Annotated in this window: 23 protein-coding genes and 1 tRNA gene; 16 read left to right on the top strand and 8 right to left on the bottom strand. The window is 61.0% G+C overall.

Going from position 1 to position 21,324, the window contains the following annotated elements; all coding sequences use genetic code 11:
- Nucleotides 1-4: 4 nt before the first annotated feature.
- The 4 genes from ACQY1L_RS14065 (at nt 5) to pncB (ending at nt 4,523) form a co-directional block, all read left to right on the top strand.
- A complete protein-coding gene (locus ACQY1L_RS14065; RefSeq protein ID WP_430261872.1) occupies nt 5-1,633 on the top strand; it encodes an ABC transporter ATP-binding protein in 1,629 nt (542 codons plus the stop codon).
- A gap of 22 nt (nt 1,634-1,655) precedes the next feature.
- Nucleotides 1,656-2,606 (top strand): 2-hydroxyacid dehydrogenase, encoded by a 951-nt coding sequence (locus ACQY1L_RS14060; RefSeq protein ID WP_430241324.1) that lies wholly within the window; start codon nt 1,656-1,658, stop codon nt 2,604-2,606.
- A 108-nt stretch (nt 2,607-2,714) separates the two neighbouring features.
- A complete protein-coding gene (locus tag ACQY1L_RS14055; protein WP_430241322.1) occupies nt 2,715-3,059 on the top strand; it encodes a hypothetical protein in 345 nt (114 codons plus the stop codon).
- A 159-nt stretch (nt 3,060-3,218) separates the two neighbouring features.
- Nucleotides 3,219-4,523, top strand: coding sequence for a nicotinate phosphoribosyltransferase (gene pncB / locus ACQY1L_RS14050; RefSeq protein WP_430241320.1), 1,305 nt, complete (start codon nt 3,219-3,221; stop codon nt 4,521-4,523).
- A gap of 76 nt (nt 4,524-4,599) precedes the next feature.
- Here pncB and ACQY1L_RS14045 read toward each other — a convergent pair whose 3' ends face one another.
- Nucleotides 4,600-5,001, bottom strand: coding sequence for a DUF1236 domain-containing protein (locus ACQY1L_RS14045; RefSeq protein WP_430241318.1), 402 nt, complete (start codon nt 4,999-5,001; stop codon nt 4,600-4,602).
- A 192-nt stretch (nt 5,002-5,193) separates the two neighbouring features.
- On the opposite strand from ACQY1L_RS14045, the gene ACQY1L_RS14040 reads away from it, so the two are divergent.
- Complete coding sequence (locus ACQY1L_RS14040) at nt 5,194-5,589, top strand: response regulator (protein WP_062454141.1); 396 nt, start codon at nt 5,194-5,196, stop codon at nt 5,587-5,589.
- Between the two features lie 63 nt (nt 5,590-5,652).
- On the top strand, nt 5,653-6,660 hold the full coding sequence (locus tag ACQY1L_RS14035; protein ID WP_430241316.1) for an NAD-dependent epimerase/dehydratase family protein: 1,008 nt from the start codon (nt 5,653-5,655) through the stop codon (nt 6,658-6,660).
- 49 nt (nt 6,661-6,709) lie between these two features.
- On the opposite strand, the gene ACQY1L_RS14030 is transcribed toward ACQY1L_RS14035, so the two are convergent.
- Nucleotides 6,710-6,799 (bottom strand) — tRNA-Ser (locus ACQY1L_RS14030).
- 209 nt (nt 6,800-7,008) lie between these two features.
- On the opposite strand from ACQY1L_RS14030, the gene ACQY1L_RS14025 reads away from it, so the two are divergent.
- The 10 genes from ACQY1L_RS14025 to deoA all read left to right on the top strand — a co-directional run bounded on the left by ACQY1L_RS14025 (nt 7,009) and on the right by deoA (nt 16,421).
- Nucleotides 7,009-7,317: a hypothetical protein gene (locus ACQY1L_RS14025; RefSeq protein ID WP_430241314.1), complete on the top strand. Its 309-nt coding sequence runs from the start codon at nt 7,009-7,011 to the stop codon at nt 7,315-7,317.
- Nucleotides 7,318-7,359: 42 nt separating this feature from the next.
- Nucleotides 7,360-8,010, top strand: a complete 651-nt coding sequence (gene msrA / locus ACQY1L_RS14020; RefSeq protein WP_430241312.1) for a peptide-methionine (S)-S-oxide reductase MsrA — start codon at nt 7,360-7,362, stop codon at nt 8,008-8,010.
- Between the two features lie 254 nt (nt 8,011-8,264).
- Entirely contained in the window at nt 8,265-9,257 is a 993-nt protein-coding gene (locus ACQY1L_RS14015) for a BMP family lipoprotein (protein ID WP_430243973.1), read from the top strand.
- A gap of 78 nt (nt 9,258-9,335) precedes the next feature.
- A complete protein-coding gene (locus ACQY1L_RS14010) occupies nt 9,336-10,856 on the top strand; it encodes an ABC transporter ATP-binding protein (RefSeq protein ID WP_113109323.1) in 1,521 nt (506 codons plus the stop codon).
- Nucleotides 10,857-10,932: 76 nt separating this feature from the next.
- Entirely contained in the window at nt 10,933-12,051 is a 1,119-nt protein-coding gene (locus tag ACQY1L_RS14005; protein ID WP_430241310.1) for an ABC transporter permease, read from the top strand.
- 4 nt (nt 12,052-12,055) lie between these two features.
- Nucleotides 12,056-13,027 (top strand): ABC transporter permease, encoded by a 972-nt coding sequence (locus tag ACQY1L_RS14000; RefSeq protein ID WP_062454135.1) that lies wholly within the window; start codon nt 12,056-12,058, stop codon nt 13,025-13,027.
- Between the two features lie 5 nt (nt 13,028-13,032).
- Nucleotides 13,033-13,437, top strand: coding sequence for a cytidine deaminase (locus ACQY1L_RS13995; RefSeq protein WP_062454134.1), 405 nt, complete (start codon nt 13,033-13,035; stop codon nt 13,435-13,437).
- Complete coding sequence (locus ACQY1L_RS13990) at nt 13,434-14,222, top strand: purine-nucleoside phosphorylase (RefSeq protein WP_062454133.1); 789 nt, start codon at nt 13,434-13,436, stop codon at nt 14,220-14,222. The genes ACQY1L_RS13995 and ACQY1L_RS13990 overlap by 4 nt, the downstream gene beginning before the upstream one ends.
- A 112-nt stretch (nt 14,223-14,334) precedes the next feature.
- Nucleotides 14,335-15,105, top strand: coding sequence for a deoxyribose-phosphate aldolase (gene deoC, locus ACQY1L_RS13985; protein ID WP_430241307.1), 771 nt, complete (start codon nt 14,335-14,337; stop codon nt 15,103-15,105).
- A gap of 5 nt (nt 15,106-15,110) precedes the next feature.
- Entirely contained in the window at nt 15,111-16,421 is a 1,311-nt protein-coding gene (deoA, locus tag ACQY1L_RS13980) for a thymidine phosphorylase (protein WP_430241305.1), read from the top strand.
- A 3-nt stretch (nt 16,422-16,424) separates the two neighbouring features.
- Here deoA and ACQY1L_RS13975 read toward each other — a convergent pair whose 3' ends face one another.
- The 6 genes from ACQY1L_RS13975 to ACQY1L_RS13950 all read right to left on the bottom strand — a co-directional run bounded on the left by ACQY1L_RS13975 (nt 16,425) and on the right by ACQY1L_RS13950 (nt 21,313).
- The gene (locus tag ACQY1L_RS13975; RefSeq protein ID WP_430241303.1) at nt 16,425-16,949 is read right to left on the bottom strand and encodes a TIGR02281 family clan AA aspartic protease; all 525 of its coding nucleotides are present in this window, start codon (nt 16,947-16,949) and stop codon (nt 16,425-16,427) included.
- A 113-nt stretch (nt 16,950-17,062) separates the two neighbouring features.
- Complete coding sequence (gene upp / locus ACQY1L_RS13970; protein ID WP_062454129.1) at nt 17,063-17,692, bottom strand: uracil phosphoribosyltransferase; 630 nt, start codon at nt 17,690-17,692, stop codon at nt 17,063-17,065.
- Nucleotides 17,693-17,751: 59 nt separating this feature from the next.
- Nucleotides 17,752-18,738 (bottom strand): adenosine deaminase, encoded by a 987-nt coding sequence (locus ACQY1L_RS13965; protein WP_430241301.1) that lies wholly within the window; start codon nt 18,736-18,738, stop codon nt 17,752-17,754.
- A complete protein-coding gene (locus ACQY1L_RS13960) occupies nt 18,735-19,955 on the bottom strand; it encodes a phosphopentomutase (RefSeq protein ID WP_430241298.1) in 1,221 nt (406 codons plus the stop codon). The genes ACQY1L_RS13965 and ACQY1L_RS13960 overlap by 4 nt, the downstream gene beginning before the upstream one ends.
- Before the next feature lie 114 nt (nt 19,956-20,069).
- Nucleotides 20,070-20,660 (bottom strand): TadE/TadG family type IV pilus assembly protein, encoded by a 591-nt coding sequence (locus tag ACQY1L_RS13955; RefSeq protein ID WP_062454127.1) that lies wholly within the window; start codon nt 20,658-20,660, stop codon nt 20,070-20,072.
- Complete coding sequence (locus tag ACQY1L_RS13950; RefSeq protein ID WP_092663893.1) at nt 20,660-21,313, bottom strand: TadE/TadG family type IV pilus assembly protein; 654 nt, start codon at nt 21,311-21,313, stop codon at nt 20,660-20,662. Before ACQY1L_RS13950 ends, ACQY1L_RS13955 begins: the two co-directional genes overlap by 1 nt.
- Nucleotides 21,314-21,324 lie beyond the last annotated feature (11 nt).

The following is a 21,324-nucleotide window of genomic DNA, read 5'->3' as shown; positions in this document are numbered from 1 at the left end:
AACCATGACCGAACCGCTTCTTTCCGTTCGCGATCTCTCCGTCGCCTTTCACCAAGGCGGCGCAACGACGCTTGCCGTCGATAAGGTGTCGTTCGACATAAACCCCGGCGAGGTTCTGGCGCTTGTCGGCGAGTCCGGATCCGGCAAGTCGGTAACCGCCAATTCCATCCTCAAGCTCCTGTCATATCCGGCGGCAAGCCATCCTTCCGGCGAGATCCTGTTTGATGGCCGCGATCTCCTGCAGGCATCGGAACCCGACCTGCGCCGCGTGCGCGGCAACGACATCACGATGATCTTTCAAGAGCCGATGACCTCGCTCAATCCGCTCCACACGATCGAGAAGCAGATCGGCGAGATCCTCGATCTGCATCATGGCGTCTCCGGCCAGACGGCGCGGGATCGTACGCTGGAACTGTTGAACCAGGTCGGTATCCGCGATCCGGAAAAGCGCCTACAGGCCTATCCGCATGAGCTTTCGGGCGGCCAGCGCCAGCGCGTGATGATCGCCATGGCGCTTGCCAACCGGCCGAAACTGCTGATCGCCGACGAACCGACCACGGCCCTCGACGTCACGGTACAGGCACAGATCCTCGATCTGTTGCGCGCGCTGAAGGGCGAGCACGGCATGTCGATGCTGTTCATCACCCATGATCTCGGCATCGTGCGCAAATTCGCCGATCGCGTCTGCGTCATGACCAAGGGCAAGATCGTCGAGGCCGGCAGCGTCGAGGACGTCTTTACCAAGCCGCAGCACCCTTATACGCAGCACCTCCTGGCATCCGAACCGCGCGGCGAACCGCCGGTCGTCGATCCGGCAAGTCCTGTGGTTATGGAAGGCAAGGACATCCGTGTCTGGTTCCCGGTCAAGGCCGGTTTCATGCGCAGGGTGGTCGATCACGTCAAGGCGGTCGATGGTGTCGACCTGACGCTGCGCGCCGGGGAAACGCTAGGCGTCGTCGGCGAATCCGGTTCCGGCAAGACGACGCTGGGCCTGGCGCTCGCAAGGCTGATTTCGTCGGAAGGCCGCATCGTCTTCATCGGCAACGATATCGGAAAATACAGCTTCAAACAGATGCGACCGTTCCGCGACCGGTTGCAGGTCGTGTTTCAGGATCCGTTCGGTTCACTCAGCCCGCGCATGCCGGTCGGCGACATCATCGCCGAGGGTCTCAAGGTCCACGAGAGCCAGCTTTCGGCCGACGAGCGGGATGCTCGCGTCGTCTGGGCGCTCGGTGAAGTCGGGCTCGATCCGGCCACGCGCTGGCGCTACCCGCATGAATTCTCCGGTGGCCAGCGGCAGCGTATCGCGATTGCCCGCGCCATGGTGCTGAAGCCACGCTTCGTCATGCTCGACGAACCCACATCGGCGCTCGACATGACCGTGCAGGCGCAGGTCGTTGATCTCCTGCGAGACCTTCAGAAGAAGCACAACCTCGCCTATCTCTTCATCAGCCATGACCTGAAGGTGGTAAAGGCGCTTGCCAACCACGTCATCGTCATGCGGCTCGGCAAGGTGGTCGAAGAGGGCCCGGCCGATCAGATCTTCCGGGCACCCCGCGAGGATTATACCCGCGCCCTGATGGCCGCCGCCTTCAACCTGGAAGCCGTCGAAGCCGGCGCCATCAATCAGTAATCTCAAAATCCGGGAAGCCGTCATGTCCGATAAAGCTGCGGTCGTCATCGATCTCAAGTTCGAGCAGCGTGAAATGCACGCGGCACTTCAGGGCGCGTTCCCCGGGCGCACGGTGATGCATGCATCGGACAAGTCGGCGGATCTGTCCCAGGCGCGCTACGCGGTCATGTGGAAGCCGGATGTCGATCTCTTCCAACGCGCGCCGAACCTCGACGTGCTCTTCTCCGGCGGCGCCGGCGTCGATGGCATTCTCGCGACACCCGGACTGCCGGATCGTCCGATCGTCCGCTTCGTCGACCAGAGCCTGACGACACGCATGAGCGAGTGGGTTGTCCTGCAGGCGCTGAGCCATCTGCGCCAGATGCCGACCTATCTTGCCCAGCAGCGTCGCAGCGAGTGGCGCGAGTTGGCCCAGCCGGAGGCAAAGGACCTGACGGTCGGCGTCATGGGCCTCGGCAAGCTCGGTCTCGATTCCGTCGCCAAGCTCAAGATCATGGGCTTCAATGTCATCGGCTGGTCGCGCAGTGCCAAAGAAATCGAAGGCGTCGAGACCTTCGATGCCGCTGGCCTGGATACCTTTCTCGGTCGCACAGATATCCTCGTCGGCCTCCTGCCGCTGACGCCGGAGACCCGCGGCCTGTTCGACGCGCTGCTGTTTGCGAAACTTCGCCAGGGTGGCGCGCTCGGAAAACCTGTCTTCATCAACGCCGGCCGCGGCGGTAGCCAGGTCGAGGCCGATCTTGTGTCGGCGCTTGGAACTGGCGTGCTGGGGGGCGCCTCGCTGGATGTCTTCGAGCAGGAGCCCTTGTCGAAGGACAGCCTTTTCTGGGCCATGGACAACGTCATCGTAACGCCGCATGCGGCCTCCGCATCGGATGTCCGCGCGCTGTTCCACAATGCGGAAGCGCAGATGCAGCGGTTCGAAGCGGGTGAGCCATTGCAGCACGTGGTGGACCGCACCGCCGGCTACTAGGCCCCTGTTCCAACCAACGGGGCCGAAACGGAACCATTCGCACCAACCCGCGGTTTAGCTGGCATGGACCGGCTTGACGACGATGAGGCCGGCAATGGAGGAGCGATCATGAACACGCGTTTCGATGCCGACAAACCCTCAGCGACCTCTCCGAAGGGCGCCAATCCCAACCCGAACGGCGCGCCGGTGCAGGAAACCGCGACCGACGCTCGCCAGGGCTCTTATGGTAAGCCGATGCTGATCGTTCTGGTCTGCGGTCTCGTTCTAGCGGTCGTCGCCTGGAGCGGAGCCGAGTGGTGGGGCGAATCGACAGATGCCCCGGCAGAGCAGACTGCCACGCCGCCAGCCGGCAGCACGACGCCCGGCAATTCTTCAGGAGCCGCACCGAGCAACGCACCCGTCACGCAGCCGCAGGCACCGACCACCAATGATCGTCCTTCCGGAAATCCGTGATTGGCAGGTCTCGTTCGGCCGCTCTCTGGCGGCCGAATTGCGGTCTGGACTTGCCAAGTCATTTGCCGATAAGACTTTGCGCGGGATTGGCGCAGGGTTTGCAATTCTCGCGAGACGCCAATGTGGTGGAGCCGGCCGTCTGGCCGGGCAGGGGCAGGCATGACGAAGACTGATATCGCAACCAGGGTTTACAACCACACCTGGAAGCTGGACCCGATCATACGCAGTCTGATCGACACCGATTTCTACAAGCTGCTGATGTTGCAGATGATCTGGAAACTTTATCCGGACGTCAACGCGACGTTCTCTGTGATCAACCGCACCACCAGCGTCAAACTCGCCGAGGAAATCGACGAGGCCGCCCTGCGTGAGCAGCTCGACCACGCCCGCACCGTCGGTCTTTCCAAGAAGGAAATGATCTGGCTGGCCGGTAACACCTTCTACGGCAAGAAGCAGATCTTCGAGCCGGAATTCCTGATCTGGCTTTCGACGTTCAAGCTGCCGGAATACGAGCTCTCCAAGCATAATGGCCAATATGAGTTGACCTTCCACGGAAAGTGGATGGAGACGACGATGTGGGAAATCCCGGCATTGGCGATCGTCAACGAAATGCGATCCCGCTCGGCCATACGTTCGCTCGGCTACTTCACGCTCGATGTGCTCTATGCCCGCGCCAAGGCCAAGATGTGGGAGAAGGTGGAGCGCCTGCGCACGCTTCCGGGTCTTCGGATCTCGGATTTTGGCACCCGACGCCGCCACAGCTTCATGTGGCAGCGCTGGTGTGTGGAAGCCTTGAAGGAAGGCATCGGCGGCGCCTTCACCGGAACAAGCAACGTGCTTCTGGCGATGGATTCCGATCTGGAAGCTGTCGGCACCAATGCGCACGAACTTCCGATGGTCGCCGCAGCATTGGCCGAGACCGACGAGGACCTGCGCCAGGCACCCTATCAGGTGCTGAAAGACTGGAACCGGCTCTATCACAGCAACCTTCTGATCGTGCTTCCCGATGCATTCGGCACGGCCGCCTTCCTGCGCGACGCGCCGGACTGGGTTGCCGACTGGACCGGCTTCCGGCCGGACAGCGCGCCGCCGATCGAAGGCGGCGAGAAGATCATCGCCTGGTGGAACAAGATGGGCCGCGATCCGCGAGAAAAGCTTTTGATCTTCTCGGACGGTCTGGATGTCGAAGCAATCGTCGACACCTATCGCCACTTCGAGGGAAGGGTGCGCATGAGCTTCGGCTGGGGCACCAACCTCACCAACGACTTTGCGGGTTGCGCACCGCAGGAAATCGCCGGCCTCAAGCCGATCTCGGTCGTTTGCAAAGTGACCGAAGCGAATGGACGCCCCGCGGTCAAGCTGTCCGACAATCCCCAAAAGGCGACCGGCGAACCGTCGGAAGTCGAGCGGTATCTGAAATTCTTCGGCCAGGAAGACCGGGTCGACCAGAAGGTCATTGTCTGATCATATCCCTGAACGCATCAGGCCCGGCGAGGAAAGCTCGCCGGGCCTGATTTGCATTTCTAAGTCGAGATCGAGCTTACTGCTCGATCACCTGAACCACGGTGTTGGTTTCCGGATCGACGATGACGCGCTGGTTGTTGACGACCGTGTACGCGTATTTCGGATTGCTCGGCACAGGTGTCACGACGACTGTCTTCGGGATAGGCTTGCCGACGGCTATCGGCTGCTCGACCCTGTAGGCGGTGGTCGGCAGCGGCTGTTCCTGGACGTAGGTGACAACTTCGCGCGGCGGAGGGTCAATCGCCGTACCGGCAACTGCGCCGATAACGCCACCCACTGCAGCGCCGACCGGGCCGCCGACGATCGCGCCGGTGACTGCGCCGCCAGCAGCGCCTGTGACAGTACCCTGCTGCGCCACGGCCTGGCCGGTAAAGGCAGCTGCGAGGATGATGCAGGAAGCAAATGTGAGCTTCTTCATGGTGGTTCTCCTTTTTTACTCGTTCGGCCACAACAACGGCAGAAACAGCAAAGTCGTTCCGGAGCTGTTGTCACCTTTCGTGACCGGCTGTAACGGTGTGGGATAGTCACAGGCATTGGCGGATATGTGAGCAGGGCTTGCCTCTCTCGCGCTTCCGCCTATGTTTTCTTTTCACGCGCAGAGGAATTTGATGTGGAATACCGATTTCTGATTGTCGAAGACAGCTTGCTTGTAGCGATGGACATCGAGGATGCCGTCCATCGCAGCGGGCACGACGTCGTGGGCATTGCACCCGACATGACCGTCGCCTTGAACTACACCCGCGAGACCGATATCGCTTTCGTGGATGTCAGGCTGGCAGATGGCGAGACTGGTCCTGAAATCGCAAAAACGCTCGCCGAATTCGGCATCATCGTCATCATGATCACGGGCAATCCGGGTCTCGTCGCATCGGGAGTTTCCGGCGTTGTCGGCGTCATGGCAAAGCCTTTGACCGATCAGGCCTCCATGGATCTCATCCAGTTTGCGGTGGATCGCAAAAACGGACGCCAGGGAACGCCGCCGGCAAGGCTCCGCCTGTTCCACTAATTGGTCTGTCCATAGCCGCGCCAAGCGGTTATGACGTTGCGCAAAGCAATTGCGGGACGATTGATGCGGTATTTCATCACTGGCACGGCTGGGTTTATCGGATTTCATCTGGCGCGGCGCCTGCTTCAGGATGGCCACGAGGTTCTCGGCTTCGATGGGATGACGCCCTATTACAGCCTCAGGCTCAAGGAGGCGCGTGTCGCCGGCCTCGTGCAGTTTCCCATCTTCCGCCCCGTCGAGGCGATGCTGGAAGATCGCGAAACGCTGCAGGCAGCCACCCGCGAATTCAAGCCTGACGTCATCGTCCACCTCGCCGCGCAGGCGGGTGTCCGCTACAGTCTCGAAAACCCCAAAGCTTATCTCGATAGCAATCTGATCGGTTCCTGGAACGTGCTCGAAGCGGCACGCGAAGCCAATGTCGGCCACCTTCTGCTGGCCTCAACCTCCTCGGTCTACGGCGCCAATCCGGATGTGCCCTTCCGCGAAACCGACAAGGCCGATGAGCCGCTTACCTTCTATGCAGCCAGCAAGAAGGCGATGGAGGCGATGGCCCATAGCTACGCCCATCTCTACAAGATCCCGACCACAGCCTTCCGCTTCTTCACCGTTTATGGCCCTTGGGGCCGGCCGGACATGGCGCTGTTCAAATTCGTCAAGGCGATGATCGAGGATCAGGAAATCGAGATCTACGGTGAAGGCAAGATGAGCCGCGATTTCACCTATATCGACGACCTCGTCGACTCGATCGTGGATCTCGCGGCGATCATTCCGTCTGAGGCAAACCGCGTGGCCGGCATCGACACGCTCTCGCATCAGGGTCCGTTCCGCATCGTCAATATTGGTGGCGGTCAGCCCGCCGGCCTGATGGATTTTGTCGAGACGATCGAAAAGATCATGGGCAAGCCGGCCAAACGCAAAATGCTGCCGATGCAGCAGGGCGACGTCCCCCGCACGTTCGCAAGCCCCGACCTGTTGCTCGCGCTGACTGGCCGCAAGCCCGAGATCGGCCTCAACGAGGGCGTCGGCGCTTTCGTCGAATGGTATCTCGAACACCGCAGCCAGATCGACTAGCGCGCGGGGTCTTCAACGGGGAAGTCTGGAGATCGGGGTTGGGTAGTGATGGCGGACAGAGCGGGATTCGAACCCGCGATACGCTCTCACGTATACACACTTTCCAGGCGTGCGCCTTCAACCACTCGGCCACCTGTCCTTAAAACCGGTGCAAGCTTTAGGCGAAGCAGCGGTCGGCGCGATATATACCAATGAATTTCCAAGGATCAACCGGAATCTGGACGATTTGTGTCAGTTGGACAATTCTTCTGTTCCGCGTTGTCACGGATCGGGCTTGCAACTATTTCTGCTTGCTCAAGTGATCGAGTGTCATCAGGGGAGCCTGCGATGAGGACGGTAAGGTTTCTAATGCACGCTTTGAGCCTGGCGGCGCTCATCGCAGCCATTGTCGCGGGCACGATGGACTCGGTCCAGTCGGTGTCCTCTTCCTCGGTCGTCATGACGAGCCTCGGCAATGCCTGGCTGAATTTCGATCCTGAGGGTCTGACGATGGCGGAGATTTCCGCCAACTCCTATGTCGGCTCCGATATCTGGCGTCCCTATGTGGCGCCGGTTCTGGCGCAACCGGCCTTTGCGATCTTTCTCGGGCTGGCGCTGTTTTTCTGGATTGTCGGATACAGGAAACCCGCGCCTTACGGGCGTTTCTCTGCTAGATAAAGTGAGGGTCGTGCAGGGCGCGCCTCGGCCCGGAGGTTTGAAATGTTCCTGATCGATATGTTCAGCAAGAAAACCGTCATGCCGTCGGTCGAAAAGGCCTTGCCCGGCAGAGAGACGCCGGTCGCAACGTCGGGCCACCATTTCGTCAACGGCCGTGCGCTGAAGGACCCCTATCCGCCGGGTCTGGACGTGGCCTATTTCGGCATGGGCTGCTTCTGGGGCGCCGAGCGGCTGTTCTGGAAAGTCCCGGGCGTGCATGTCACCTCGGTGGGCTTCGCAGGCGGCTTGACCCCGAACCCGACCTATCACGAGACGACGACAGGGATGACCGGTCACGCGGAAATCGTGAAGGTCGTGTTCGATCCGGAGGTCGTCTCCTACAATCAGCTTTTGAAGCTCTTTTTCGAAGAGCATGACCCGACGCAAGGCATGCGGCAGGGCAACGATATCGGCACGACCTACCGGTCGGCACTCTATACCACGTCGCAAGAGCAGGCGGTTGCGGCGCAAGAAGCGGTTGCCGCTTTTCAGGCAGCGTTGAATGCCGCAGGGCGTGCCGTCACCATCACGACCGAGATCGCGCCGATCGGCGATTACTACTATGCCGAAGAGAGCCATCAACAGTATCTGGCGAAGAATCCGGGCGGCTATTGCGGGTTGCGTGGAACCGGCGTGAGTTGTCCCGTCGGTTAGTCCGGATGGCTGCCTAATATCGGGTCACGCCGCCGCGGATTTGAGCAGCGCCGAGGCGCATTTGGCGAAGCCGTGGGCAGCCTTTTGGCGGGCCTGTGGTTTTTTACCAAATGAAAAAAATCTCGTGAAATTTTCCAACGCCCATGCAAGAGTAATCGCCAGCCAAGCCTTCTAAGAGGGGGGCAGGTGACCGTTGGCGAGACCTTTGTGAGGCGCTACGGGAGGACCTAACATTAAAAAAACAGGGCTGGATGATGAAAAAAACACTTTTGAGCCTCATCGCCGTGGCTGCGCTGTCCTCGACAGCAATCGCCGCTGACGTCAAGCCGGCGCTCGTCTATGGCACCGGCGGCAAGTTCGACAAATCGTTCAACGAAGCAGCCTATGCAGGCGCCGAGAAGTTCAAGAAGGAAACCGGCACCGATTACCGCGACTTCGAGCCGAAGGACGACACGCAGGGCGAGCAGGCGATCCGCAACTTCGCAAGCCGCGGATATAACCCGGTCGTCGCCGTTTCGTTCGCCTGGACATCGGCGATGGAAAAGGTTGCTGCTGAATTCCCGGACACCAAGTTCGTCATCGTCGATTCCGTCGTTGACCTGAAGAACGTCCGTTCCGTCCTCTACAAGGAAGAGGAAGGCTCCTATCTCGTGGGCGTTCTCGCGGGCCTGGCATCCAAGACCGGCAAGGTTGGCTTCATCGGCGGCATGGATATTCCGCTGATCCGCAAGTTCGGTTGCGGCTATGCCCAGGGCGTCAAGGCGGCAAAGCCTGATGCGCAGGTATTCCAGAACATGACCGGCACGACCGGTGCTGCCTGGAACGACCCGGTTCGCGGTGGCGAGCTCACCAAGAACCAGATCGATCAGGGTGCCGATGTCGTTTACGCGGCAGCAGGTGCGACCGGTCTCGGCGTGCTTCAGACGGCGGCCGACAACAAGAAGTTCTCGATCGGCGTCGACAGCAACCAAAACCATCTGCATCCAGGCTCGGTTCTGACGTCGATGGTCAAGCGCGTCGATCTGGCTGTCTACGATGCCTACAAGGATCTGAAGGACGACAAGTTCACGGCTGGCATCCAGTCGCTTGGCGTCAAGGAAGATGGCGTTTCGGCTGCGATCGACGACAGCAACAAGTCGCTGATCACGCCTGAAATGCAGGCAGCCGTCGACAAGGCCAAGGCAGACATCATTGCCGGCACCGTCAAGGTTCACGACTATATGTCGGACAACGCCTGCCCGATGTAAGCAGGTAACCATCAAAGGGCGCATGGCGATCGATGTCGTCATGCGCCCTTTTTGCATATCAAGCGGAAGGGCGGATCATTGAGCTTCGAACCTGCGAAAGAGCCGGCGATCGAACTTGTCGGGATCGACAAGAAGTTTGGCGCGGTGCACGCGAACAAGAATATCAACCTCACGGTTGCCAAAGGCTCGATCCACGGCATTATCGGAGAAAACGGTGCCGGAAAGTCGACGCTGATGTCGATCCTTTACGGATTCTATCAGGCCGATGAGGGCGAGATTCGCATCTCCGGCAAGCCGGTGACGATCCGCGACAGCCAGGCCGCGATCTCGTCGGGCATCGGCATGGTGCACCAGCACTTCATGCTGGTCGAAAATTTCACGGTGCTCGAAAACGTCATGCTGGGCGCCGAGGGCGGCCAGTTGCTGCGCCGGGGCGTGGCCAGTGCCCGCAAGGAGCTGAAGCGTCTGGAGGACGATTACGGCCTCGACGTCGATCCTGATGCGGTGATCGAGGAATTGCCGGTCGGACGCCAGCAGCGTGTCGAGATCCTGAAGGCCCTCTATCGCGGCGCCGAAATCCTCATTCTCGACGAGCCGACCGGCGTGTTGACACCGCCCGAGGCGGACCACCTGTTCAAGGTCCTGCGCGTGCTGCGTGACCAGGGCAAGACGATCATTCTCATCACCCACAAGCTGCGCGAGATCATGGCGATCACCGATACGGTCTCCGTCATGCGCCGCGGCGAGATCGTGGCCACGCGCAAGACTGCTGAGACGACGGTGGAAGAACTTGCCGAACTGATGGTCGGTCGCCGCGTTTTGCTGCGTGTCGAAAAGGGCGAGGCCGATCCGGGCAAGGTTCTGCTGTCGGTCAAGAACCTCACCGTCAAGGACAGCCGCGGCGTGACCATGGTCGACGACGTGTCGTTCGAGGTCCGCGCCGGAGAGATCGTCGGCATTGCGGGTGTTGCCGGAAACGGCCAGTCGGAACTGCTGGAGGCCATCGCCGGCATCCGCAAGCCGTCCTCGGGGGAGATCATCGTCAACGGCCAGTCGATTGCCGGTTCAGATCCCGCCATGTTGCGCGCGCTTGGCCTCGCGCACATTCCCGAAGACCGCCATCATATGGGCTTGGTCCTCAAATTCGAGGAATATGAGAACTCCATCTTGGGCTATCATCGCGACCGCCGCTATGGCGGGGCGATGCTGGATCTCGATGCGATCCGCAAGCAGGCTGAGGAACAGATCGTCAAATACGACATCCGTCCGCCGAATGCGCGGTTGAAGACCGCCAATTTCTCCGGTGGCAACCAGCAGAAGATCGTCGTCGCCCGCGAGATCGAGCGCGATCCGGATGTGCTGATCATTGGCCAGCCCACCCGCGGCGTTGATATCGGCGCGATCGAGTTCATCCACAAGCGCATCATCGATACGCGCGATGCCGGCAAGGCCGTGCTTCTGGTCTCCGTCGAACTCGACGAGATCCGCTCCCTGTCGGACCGTATCCTCGTCATGTTTGCCGGCAAGGTCGTCGGTGAAAAGTCGGGCGAGGCGGGCGAGCAGACACTGGGCCTGATGATGGCCGGGATCGCAGCATGATCCGGCCTGGAATGATATTTTTGGAGTTTACGATGCCTGGGCTTCTCCCTGCAAACGACTGGAAGGGAGAGGGCGCATGAGCACCGCATCCGTGCCCCTGCCTGGCTGGATCAATTACGGCGTCATCCCGCTGATCAACCTCGCGCTCGCCTTCTTCTTTTCCGGCATCGTGGTGTGGGCGATCGGCGAAAACCCGTTCGAAGCGCTGCAGCTGCTTCTGGTCGGTGCGCTTGGCCGCGGCGAAGGCATCGGCTTCACCCTGTTTTACACCACGAGCTTCATCTTCACCGGCCTGTCGGTCGCAGTCGCCATCCATTCGGGCCTGTTCAACATCGGCTCGGAAGGCCAGGCCTATCTCGGTGGTCTCGGTGCTGCGCTGGTGGCGCTCTCGCTCGATGCCTATGTTCCTTGGTACGTGACGATGCCGTTTGCGGTGATCGGGGCAGCACTCTTCGGTGCCGCCTGCGCCGCCATCCCTGCCTGGCTTCAGGCAAAGCGCGGCAGCCACATCGTCATCACCACCATCATGTTCAATTTCATCGTGTCGTCGCTGATGAACTACGTGCTGGTGCACATGCTGATCGTGCCCGGCAAGATGGCGCCGGAAAGCCGCACGTTTTTGCCGGGCGGCCAGTTGCCCAAGCTCGATTGGCTGATCGCCATGTTTGGCGGCAAGCTCGGTGCGGCTCCGCTCAACTTCTCGTTCCTGATCGCACTCATCATGTGCTTCCTCGTCTGGGTCCTGATCTGGCGCACCAAGCTCGGCTATGAAATGCGCACGCTCGGTATCAGCCCCTCTGCCGCAAGCTATGCCGGTATCAGCTATTCGAAGATCGTCATGATCACGATGCTGATGTCCGGCGGCCTTGCCGGCATGATGGCGCTGAACCCGGTCATGGGCGCATCCGCCCGTCTGCAGATCGAATTTGTCGGTGGCGCAGGCTTCGTCGGCATCGCGGTATCCCTGATGGGACGCAACCACCCGGCCGGCATCGTTCTTTCGGCGCTGCTGTTCGGCATCCTCTATCAGGGCGGCGCCGAGCTTTCGTTCGATATGCCGGCGATCACCCGCGACATGATCGTCGTCATCCAGGGCATGGTCATCCTGTTTGCCGGAGCGCTCGAATATATGCTTCGACCGGCAATCGTGCGTGCCTACCAGCAATTTGCCCGATCACCGGCAGGGGGGAGATAGGCGCATGGATTATTTCGAAGTTTTCATCAGCATTCTCGGTTCTGCGATCCGCCTGTCGATCCCACTGCTGTTTACTGCACTCGCTGGCCTGTTTTCCGAGCGCGCCGGTATTTTCGACATCGGGCTTGAAGGCAAGATGCTGGTATCGGCGTTCGCCTCGGCCTGCGTCGCCTATTACACCGGCAATGCCTGGGCCGGACTTGGCGCGGGCATCGTCACGGCCATCCTGTTCTCCATGCTGCACGGCTTTGCCTCGATCACAAACCGGGGCAACCAGATCGTCTCCGGCGTGGCGCTGAACTTCATCGCGGCGGGCCTCACCATCGTGCTCGGCCAGGCCTGGTTCAGCCAGGGCGGACGCACGGGACAGGTTCCGGCATCCGGCCGCTTCTCAAGCATAACTCTACCAGGCGCAGACATGATGCGCGAAGTGCCGATCATCGGACCGCTCTATGCGAACGTGATCTCGGGCCATAATATCCTCACCTACATCGCCTTCCTGATGGTGCCGCTGTCGTGGTGGATCCTCTACCGCACGCGCTTCGGCCTTCGTCTCCGCGCGGTCGGCGAAAATCCCGGTGCGGTCGATACGGCCGGCATCTCGGTCAGCTGGCTGCGCTACCGGGCGTTGATCGTCACCGGCTTCCTCGCAGGCTTTGCCGGCACTTATCTGGCGATCGCGCAGTCGGCGGCCTTCATCAACAACATGTCGGCCGGCAAGGGTTACATCGCGCTTGCGGCACTCATCTTCGCCAAGTGGAAACCGGTGCCGGTCATGTTCGCCTGCCTGCTGTTCGGCTTCCTCGATGCCTTCGCGAATTTCATGCAGGGCAAGTCGCTTCCGCTGATCGGCGAGGTGCCGGTGCAGATTTTCCAGGCGCTGCCCTATATCCTCACCTGCGTGCTACTCGCCGGCTTTATCGGGATTGCCCGCCCGCCCAAGGCCGGCGGTGTCCCCTATACCAAGGAGCGCTGATCGCGATGTCCGAATTTTCGCCACACGACCTGTTCGAAGCTGCCCGCGATGCCATGTCGAAAGCGCATGCGCCCTACTCCAAGTTCCCGGTCGGTGCCGCCATCCTTGCCGATGACGGCAAGGTCTATCTCGGCGCCAATATCGAGAACCTGTCCTTCCCTCAAGGCTGGTGCGCCGAACCAACTGCAATCGGCGCCATGATCATGGGCGGTGGCAAGAAGGTGAAGTCGCTTGCGGTGATTGCCGAAAAGCTTCCGCTCTGCACGCCCTGCGGCGGCTGTCGCCAGAAGATCTCCGAATTCGCCTCGGCCGATACGCTCATCTATCTCTGCGATGACGCCGGCGTGCAGAAGACCGTGACGATGGCAGAACTTCTGCCCTACGCCTTTGAGACGGATACGATCGGATGAGAGACGTCATCGATCTGCTCGTCGATCGGCTGGACGGCCTCATTCCGCGCCATGCGATCGTGCTGGGCTCCGGCCTCGGAACGCTTGTGGAGGAAGTGCGCGATCAGGTCCGTATTCCCTATACGATGTTGGAGGGCTTCCCCGTCAGCGGCGTCACGGGCCATGCCGGCGAACTGGTTGCCGGTTACCTCGGCGAGGAGCCTGTGATCATGCTGTCCGGCCGGGCGCATTATTACGAGCACGGCGATGCCAAGGCGATGCGCTTCCCGATCGAAGTGATGCGCGGTCTGGGTGTCCAGACCATGATCCTCACCAATTCCGCAGGCTCGCTCCGGGAAGACATGCCACCCGGTTCGGTCATGCAGATCTCCGATCACATCAATTATTCCGGCATGAACCCGCTGATCGGCGAACGCGGCGATCAGCGCTTCGTCGGCATGACCTCGGCCTATGATGCGGGCCTGACGCTGGATATGCGCAATGCCGCGATACGAGCCGGCATTCCGCTGTTTTCCGGCGTCTACATGTGGTTCTCAGGCCCCAGCTTCGAAACGCCAGCGGAAATTCGCATGGCGCGAACGCTTGGCGCCGATGCCGTCGGCATGTCCACCGTGCCGGAAGTCATCCTCGCCCGCTATTTCGGTATGAAGGTCGCAGCAGCCTCCGTGATCACGAATTTCGGCGCCGGAATGACAGGCGCCGAACTCAGCCACGACGAAACCAAGGATATGGCACCGGTCGGTGGCCAGCGGCTGGCGGCCGTCCTCAAGGAAATGCTGGCCTGATTCCCGTTTCAGTGCAGCTGGATAGCTGTCCGTCGGCGACCGCACGCGTCCCGACGGCTTGCATATAATCCTTTCAACGATAAATATGTCCGCTCTTTAAGGGAGGCAGATCATGGAACTGCATAGTCCGCGCGAAGCAGCATCCTTTGCGCTCTCGCTACTTGACCTTACGAACCTGCGCGACGACTGCGACGATGCCGCAATCGAGAAACTGTGCGCGCGGTCGCAGACACCCTATGGGGCAGCGGCCGCAATCTGCATCTGGCCGCGCTTTGTCGCCTATGCGCGCGGTATCCTGGGGCACGGTCACAAGGTTCGCATTGCGACGGTGGTGAATTTTCCGGGCGGTGACCTGCCGGTCGCCTCCGTGGTCGAAGAGACCCGGCAGGCGGTGGAAGATGGCGCCGACGAGATCGATCTGGTCATTCCCTATCGCAAGCTGATGGCGGGCGATGAGCAGGCGGTGACCGACATGGTCGAGGCCGTGCGCGCAGCCTGCCCGCAATCCTGCCTCAAGGTCATTCTCGAGACCGGAGAACTGAAGGACGCATCGCTCGTGGGACGCGGCTCGGAACTGGCAATCGCTGCCGGTGCCGATTTCATCAAGACCTCCACCGGCAAGGTGTCCGTCAACGCGACACTGGAAGCGGCAGACAGCATGCTGCGTGCGATCCGCGCCTCCAAGAAGCGCATCGGCTTCAAGCCGGCCGGTGGCATCAGCACAATGGCGGATGCGGATCTCTACCTTCGCCTTGCCGAATCGACCATGGGTCCGAACTGGCTCATGCCATCGACATTCCGCTTCGGTGCCTCCAGCCTTCTCGACGATATCCTGGGCGTGTTGAGCGGCGCACCCGCATCCCGCGCTTCCACCGGCTACTAGGCGCTATGATCCCGCAGGAGATCATCCGTCGCAAACGTGATGGCGAGGTTCTGTCATCGGGTGACATAGCCGCTTTCATCGCGGCGATGACGGATGAGACGATCTCCGAAGGCCAGGTAGCAGCCTTCGCCATGGCCGTCTTTTTCAAGGGCATGTCACGCGACGAAACGATTGCGCTGACGCTGGCGATGCGCGATTCCGGTCGTGTTCTGCAATGGTCGGATGCCGGGCGGCCGGTGGCGGACAAGCATTCGACAGGCGGCGTCGGCGACAATGTCTCGCTGATGCTTGCGCCGCTTGCGGCTGCCTGCGGCCTTGCCGTTCCGATGATCTCCGGTCGCGGCCTTGGCCATACCGGCGGTACGCTCGACAAGCTCGAGGCCATACCCGGTTACGACGTGATGCCGGATGAAACGCGCCTGCGTGCCATCGTCAGGAATATCGGTTGCGCCATCGTCGGCCAGACACAGGAACTGGCACCGGCCGATCGCAGGCTCTACGCCATCCGCGATGTTACCGCGACGGTCGAGGCCGTGTCTCTCATCACCGCCTCTATCCTCTCGAAAAAGCTCGCAGCCGGTCTCGAAACTCTGGTCCTCGACGTGAAAGTCGGCAGCGGTGCCTTCATGCGGTCAAAGGACGAGGCCGAGGCTCTGGCCCGCTCGCTGGTCGATGTCGCCAATGGCGCAGGCCTGAAGACCGTGGCTCTGCTGACGGATATGAACCAGCCGCTTGCCGATGCAGCCGGCAATGCGCTGGAGATCAAAAACTGTCTCTCGGTCCTCAGGGGACAGAAAGCAGGGACGCGGCTGGAAAGCGTCGTGATCGCCGAAACTGCGGAAATGCTGGTTCTGAGCCATCTCGTTGCGACCATGCCAGAGGCGGAAGAGGTTGCTCGACGGGCGCTGGCATCCGGCGCCGCCCTGGAACGCTTTGCCCGCATGACCCATGCGCTCGGCGGTCCAGCAGATTTCTGCGATAGGCCGGATGTCTATCTTGCCGACGCACCGGTCATTCGCCCGGTGCTGGCCCCTGCCGATGGCTTCCTCGCCAGCTGCGAAACACGGGCACTCGGCATGGCGGTGGTGGAGCTTGGCGGTGGCAGGCGCCGTGCCGGAGACGCGATCGATCACCGTGTCGGTATCGATGCCATTCTCCCGCTTGGCACCAAGGTCTCAAAAGGGCAGCCGATCGCCATGGTCCATGCGGCAACGGAAGAGGGTGCAGCGCGAGCAGCAGCCGACGTCACGGCCTGCTTTTCGGTGTCTGATGAAGCGCCTGTCCTGCCGCCTGTCATCCTCGGCCGGGTCGAGTAATCGCTAAGGGATCAGCGTCAGGCTGCCATATTCGACCTGGAAGGATTTCAGTTTCTTCAGGAAGGTCATGCCGATCAGCGTGCTGGAAAGCGCCTCGTCGCGCAGCACGAAGGCATCGACCTGTCTGACGCGGACATTGCCGATCTCGATGCGATCGAGGATGATGCGCGCGCCGTCCGTCTTGCCGTTCGCCGTATTCATCTGATACCGGAAATCGAGACTGTTGACGCCGAAGCCCAGTTTTCGGGCCGTGCTTTCGTTGATGGTGACGGCCGACGCGCCGGTATCGACCAGCCCTTCGACCGTCTTTCCATTGATCCGGAACTGGCCGTTGAAATGGCCCCTGCCATCGGCCGAAAGCCGTACCCGGCCGGGGGAGACGGACGCTGGTTGGGCCTTGGCAGAGGTCGGTGTTTCCGCAGTGCCGCTGGCAGGCTCCGGCACACGATCGACAAGCGTCATCACCGCCGGGATCTGCGTTGCAAGCAGAGCTACGAGGCCTGCGAAAACAAGGGTGCGCAGAAGCATGGTCATCCTTTGCGAGTTCGCCGTGAAGGTAGCAAAGGACAATGAAAAAATGGCCCGCGAAAAGCTCCGCAGGCCATTGGCATGAAATCTAGGTAAGCAAAGTCTGAACTGCGTTACTTCGTGCCGTACATCCGGTCACCCGCGTCGCCGAGGCCGGGCATGATATAGCCCTTTTCATTGAGGTGGCTGTCGATCGAAGCCGTATAGATCTTCACGTCGGGATGCGCGTCCTGGAAATTCTTGAGACCTTCCGGGGCTGCAAGAAGGCAGAGGAAACGGATGTTCTTTGCCCCACGCTCCTTGAGCTTTTCGATCGCGGCGATCGCCGAATTGCCCGTCGCGAGCATCGGATCAACGACAATCAGCAATCGCTCATCGAGATTTTCAGGCGCCTTGAAATAGTATTCCACTGGCTGCAGCGTGTCATGGTCTCGGTAGAGGCCGATATGGGAGACACGTGCGGATGGCACCAGCTCGAGCATTCCTTCCAGAAGGCCGTTGCCGGCGCGCAGGATCGAAACGAACACGAGCTTCTTGCCTTCGACGACAGGCGCCTGCATCTGCGTCAGCGGCGTCTCGATCGTCTCCATGGTGAGGTCGAGATCCCGCGTCACTTCATAGCAGAGAAGCATGGAAATCTCGCGCAACAGCCGCCGAAAGCCGGCCGTCGAGGTTTCCTTCTTGCGCATGATGGTCAGCTTGTGCTGCACCAGCGGATGATCGATGACAGTCACGCCGTCCATGGTTTTACCTCTCTGTTATCAGTGTCTTCATCCGGGAAAATGGTCTCGCGCGCAAGTCGTCATTGTGCCGCGGTAGCGTCAAACCGGGCAAGCAGCGCGCCGCGGGTCGCCTCGTCCACAAAAGCCGCCTCGATCGCGACACGGGTCATGGCATCGATTTCGGCATCGCTAAAACCCATGACCTCCGCCGCAATGTCGTATTCCCGGGCAAGCGAAGTCTTGAAGAACGGCGGGTCATCGGAATTGATGCAGACCCGCACACCGGCAGCCTTCAGGGCTTTCAGGGGATGGCTCTCGAAATCCGGAAAGACCTGCAGCGCGATATTCGAACCGGGGCAGACTTCCAGCACGGTTCCGAGCTCGACCAGCCGCTCGACCAGAGCGGGATCTTCGATGGCGCGAACGCCGTGGCCTATCCGCGATGGACGCACGAGATCGAGCGCGTCGGACACGCTGAATGCCCCGGAGACTTCGCCGGCATGGATCGTCAGACCAAGACCCGCGTCGCGAGCAATATCGAATGCGCGCGCATAATCGGCAACGCGGCCCATACGCTCCTCGCCGGCCATGTTGAAACCCGTGATCAGCGGGTTCCGGCATCGGGCGGCGTATTCCGCGGCGGCAATCACGCTGTCAGGGCCGAAATGCCGCTCGCCGGTCACGATGATGCGGGTCTCGATCCCGGTCTTTTCCTTCGCGGCATGGATCCCGTCACAGATACCGGCGAGATAGGCGTCGGCACCGAGCCCGATGCGGTCACCATGATCAGGCGATACGATGATCTCGCTGTAGATCGTGTTGCAGGCGGCAAGCTCGCAGAGATAGGTCTCCGTCAGCAGCGCATAGTCGGCTTCCGTTCGGAACAGCGAGGCGATGGCGTCGTAGCTCAGGATGAACTCGGAAAAATCCTTCCAGGTATAGGTGTCACCGGAGAGGAGAGGGGCGATGTCCACGCCGTATTTCTGGGCTTGCGCCCGTGCCAGATGCGGGGGCGTGGCACCTTCGATGTGGCAGTGGATCTCGGCCTTCACAAAGTTCTTCGTCACAGAAAACTCCATCCGTGTCTTCCGGCGGGAATGCCGAGATGGGCAGCGACTGTCTCACCGATATCGGCGAAAGTCGGACGAAGCCCGATCGAGCGGGAGCGAATGCCGGGGCCGAACGCCATGATCGGCACCCGCTCGCGTGTGTGGTCGGTGCCGCGCCAGGTCGGATCGCAGCCGTGGTCGGCGGTGATGATCACCATATCGCCCGGCTGGAGGCGGCGATGCACTTCCGGAAGAGACCGGTCGAACTCTTCGAGAGCGGCCGCATAGCCCGCGACGTCGCGACGGTGTCCGTAGAGCATGTCGAAATCGACGAAGTTGGTGAAGACGAGATCGCCTTGCTCGGCTTGCGCCATCGTGTCGAGCGTCGCATCCATCAGGGCGTGGTTGCCGTTTGCCTTGATCACGCGGCTGATGCCCTGGTGCGCAAATATATCGGCGATCTTGCCGACGGCGTGGACGGTTCGGCCCGCCGAAACCAGCCGGTCGAGCAATGTCGGCTCCGGCGGCAGCACTGAATAGTCGCGCCGGTTGCCGGTTCGCTCGAACGTCTCCGGCGTCTCGCCAGTGAATGGTCGGGCAATCACCCTTCCGATATTCAAGGGATCGAGCAGCGTCCGCACGGTCTCGCAGAGCTGCAGCAACCGCTCCAACCCGAAATGGGTCTCGTGCGCGGCGATCTGGAAGACGCTGTCGCTGGACGTATAGCAGATGGGCTTGCCCGTCCGGACATGCTCTTCTCCGAGTTTTGCGATGATGTCTGTGCCCGAAGCATGGCAGTTGCCGAGAACGCCGGGAATCCCGGCTTCGCGGCAGATCGCCTCGACGAGTTCGGGCGAAAACGCATCGCCTTCGGTCGGGAAATAACCCCAGTCGAAGGTGACCGGCGTGCCGGCGATTTCCCAATGTCCCGACGGCGTGTCCTTGCCGAGCGACAGTTCGTTTGCCGCGCCGTGAAGGCCGAAGACGCGTTCGGGCCGCTGCATGCCGATCGGGTAGTCGCCGCTGGCAATCTTTGCGATTTCGAGAAGGCCGAGCGAGGACATGTTCGGAAGGCTGAGCGGTCCCTGCCTCAAGCCGGCTCGGTCCGCGGCACCGGCGGCACAGAATTCGGCAATATGGCCGAACGTGTTGGAGCCAAGGTCATTATACGCCTGCGCATCCTGGCCGCCGCCGACGCCGAAGGAATCGAGAACGAAGAGGAAGGCCCGTGCCATCTGTCACCCGGAAATTGAAATCGCCTGTGCGGACAAGTGACACAAATCACCTGCCCGGATGGCGATACATATAGTCGCGCGATCATGTTGGCAAAGGGGCAGCAGAGGACCGCGTCAGCAGCCGTTACAGTCGATACTGGTTCCGACGCGTTGACGGTAGTAGTACTGGCGGCTGAGCGTGATCGTCTGGAGCTGAGGCGGAAGCAGTCCCGGCATGATCATCAGCAACTTGTGCGTAACCGATAGCTCTGTACGCACCAGAAACGTGCTGGCTGTGCGCATGTCGCTCGGAACGTTGACGGTGCTGCCCACCGCGTACGGCTTGCCGTTAGACTGATCCCACGACCAGGCAACGGTCGGATTGCTGTTTGCGTCCAGCTGCACGCCGGTGATCTTCAGGCTCAGGTTCTGCGGCGCGTAGGGCGCAAAGATGCTGCCCGTCACATCCTTCATTGTGGCAAGCCACGTCGGGGTCACGCTCGCCTGCTGGGTCGTAATGTCGGCAATCGTGCTTGCGGAACTCGCGGTTCGCTTGGAGACACTGAGCGCAATCGTCAGCTCGAATGCCGTGATGTAGAGAAAGATCAGAAGCGGCACGATCAACGCGAACTCGACGGCGCCCGCGCCCTTCGTGTCAACGATCAATGCCCTGAAGCGGCAGAGCCATCCGGTCTGTGCAGCCCGCCTGGTTGTTGGGGTCGCCATCACGGATAGTCCTCGTTCTGGAATGCAGCCGTCTCGACGATCAGGAAGTAGTTGGGCCGTGTCCCGTTGGTTGGCCGGACATTGGTTATGTAGGGCCGCACCAGATCGGTGATGACCTCCCATTTGTAATAGGCCCTCAGCATATTGACGGTCTTTGGCCCGCCCGGCGAATAATTGTTGATGGAGGCTGTATCCAGTTCGCCGAAAGCGGTGTTTGCGGGCGTCCGGGGTACCGTCTTCGGGATCGCTGAGAAGGTCGTAAAGGTGCGAACGTCGAGCCAGAGCTTGTTCGGGGTCGCGATTTCCGATGCATCGCATTTGATCAGGATCGCAATCTCGCCGCAGAACGCGGTCCGGAATTTCGTCCGGTCCATATCGGTGCCGGGACGGCCGAGAGCGTAGGTGATGTTGCCTGTTCTGATCTTGCGGGCCATCGTGTCGACGGCATTGGCAACCAGTTGCTCGCCGGCGAAGGCAACAAAGGTTTCGATGATGGCAAAGACGATCACGAAATAGGGGATGGCCAGGAGCGCAAATTCGATCGCCGCGGCACCATCCGTGGACCGGCTGAACCGGCGCCATGGACGCCGAGAGTGCGTCGCCGGCACGCGCGACGCGCCAGCGCCGTCAGTGTGCCTATCGTTCTGATGCATTGCCGCCCCCG

The sequence above is a fragment of the Neorhizobium sp. DAR64862/K0K3 genome, from assembly GCF_050500185.1.
Taxonomy (GTDB): domain Bacteria; phylum Pseudomonadota; class Alphaproteobacteria; order Rhizobiales; family Rhizobiaceae; genus Neorhizobium; species Neorhizobium soli.
Note: the sequence above shows the minus strand (reverse complement) of the source record. Positions and strands in the feature narration are given on the sequence as shown.